We start from the raw sequence: 1,656 nt of genomic DNA, 5'->3' as shown, positions 1-1,656 counted from the left end.
TGATGCAATTATGCGGTTCTTCATTCTTATTTTGATTTGTAATCTATTTAGCCCCCTCTAAATCTCCCCCGGTAGGGGAGACTTTAACTTCGCTTTTTTAAGCCCTCCCTTCCGGGGAGGGTTGGGTGGGGCCCCATTCTTATTTTGATTCTAATTCTTTTATCAGCAGCTGGTTTGTTTTTTGCGGATCAATTTTCCCTTTCGAGCTTTTCATGATCTCGCCCATAAACAACCCTAAAACTCCCTTTTTACCCTTTTGATATTCTATAACCTTATCCGGATATTTGGCTATGGCATCGCGTATAAAGCGGCTCACATCGTCGTTATCCGAACTGATCAGCAGGTTAAGTTCTTTAGCCAGTTCTTCAGCATTTTTACCCGGTTCTTTGACCATGGCCGGGAATAATTTTTGCGAAGCTACAGAATTATTTATCACCCCTGCGTCAACAAGTTTGATCAAACCGGCAAGATGCTGCGGTGTAACAACAAAGTTGCTAATGGTTACGTCATGATCATTCAAATATGATTTCACCGCGCCCATTAACCAGTTGGCAGCGGCCTTATAATTGCCTGTATATTTTATCAGCTCTTCGAAATAAAAAGCCAGATCCCTGTCGGCTGTTATTACCGAGGCATCATAGGCCGAAWGGCCCAGTTCTTCGGTATATTTATAGTATAGCTGGTTTGGCAGTACCGGCAGGGTTTTGCGGATATTTTCCAGGTATTGCTGGGTAAGCACCAATGGCGGCAGGTCGGGCTCGGGGAAGTAGCGGTAATCATTGGCCATCTCTTTGGAGCGCAAAACCGATGTTTCGCCGGTATCTGCATTAAAATTCAATGTATTTTGATCTATATGGCCGCCATTTTCAATAATATCAACCTGACGGGCAAATTCGTGCTCAATGGCGCGCTGCACATTTCGTATCGAGTTCAGATTTTTCACCTCGCAACGGTTACCATATTCGATTGCACCTTTAAGCCTTACCGAAATATTGGCATCACAGCGCATGCTGCCTTCTTCCATATTGCCATCGCAAATGTCAAGGTAACGCAGTATTTTGCGGGTCTCGGTTAAAAATTGCCCGGCTTCTTCAGCGCTCCTCATGTCAGGTTGCGATACGATCTCCACCAAAGGTACCCCCGCCCTGTTCAGATCAATAAGCGAATCGGCATGGTGCTGGTCATGCATACTTTTACCTGCATCCTCTTCCATGTGGATGTGGTGGATGGCAATATCCTTTTGGGTACCATCAGCTAACCTCACCGGTACATATCCGCCCAAACAAACAGGTCCCTGATCCTGTGTGATCTGGTACCCTTTAGGCAAATCGGCGTAGAAATAATTTTTACGGGCAAAGCTATTATTGAGGTTGATGGTACAGTTACAGGCCAGGCCCATTTTTACCGCATACTCAACCGCTCGTTTATTAAGAAACGGTAAGGTGCCGGGATGCCCCAGCGATATGGCGCTAACGTGGTGATTAGGTTCGGCGCCAAAGGCAGCTGAATCTGCCGAGAATGCCTTACTTAAAGTGGATAACTGGGCATGTACCTCGAGGCCTATAACCACTTCGTACTTGTCACTTACCCCGTTTGTGAGAACTGTCATAAAAATAAAGATTCAGCTATAATACTACTGATTGTAAGGTCAAATAT

1 protein-coding gene is annotated in these 1,656 nt (G+C 45.3%); it reads right to left on the bottom strand.

What is annotated here, in order from left to right; all coding sequences use genetic code 11:
- Nucleotides 1-139 precede the first annotated feature (139 nt).
- Nucleotides 140-1,609: an Asp-tRNA(Asn)/Glu-tRNA(Gln) amidotransferase subunit GatB gene (gene gatB, locus AC1DRQ_RS31350; protein ID WP_477430028.1), complete on the bottom strand. Its 1,470-nt coding sequence runs from the start codon at nt 1,607-1,609 to the stop codon at nt 140-142.
- Nucleotides 1,610-1,656: the final 47 nt, after the last annotated feature.

The organism is Mucilaginibacter sp. P4_E8, from assembly GCF_056401495.1.
The sequence above is the reverse complement of the archived record's forward strand: the minus strand, read 5'-3'. Positions and strand labels throughout refer to the sequence as shown.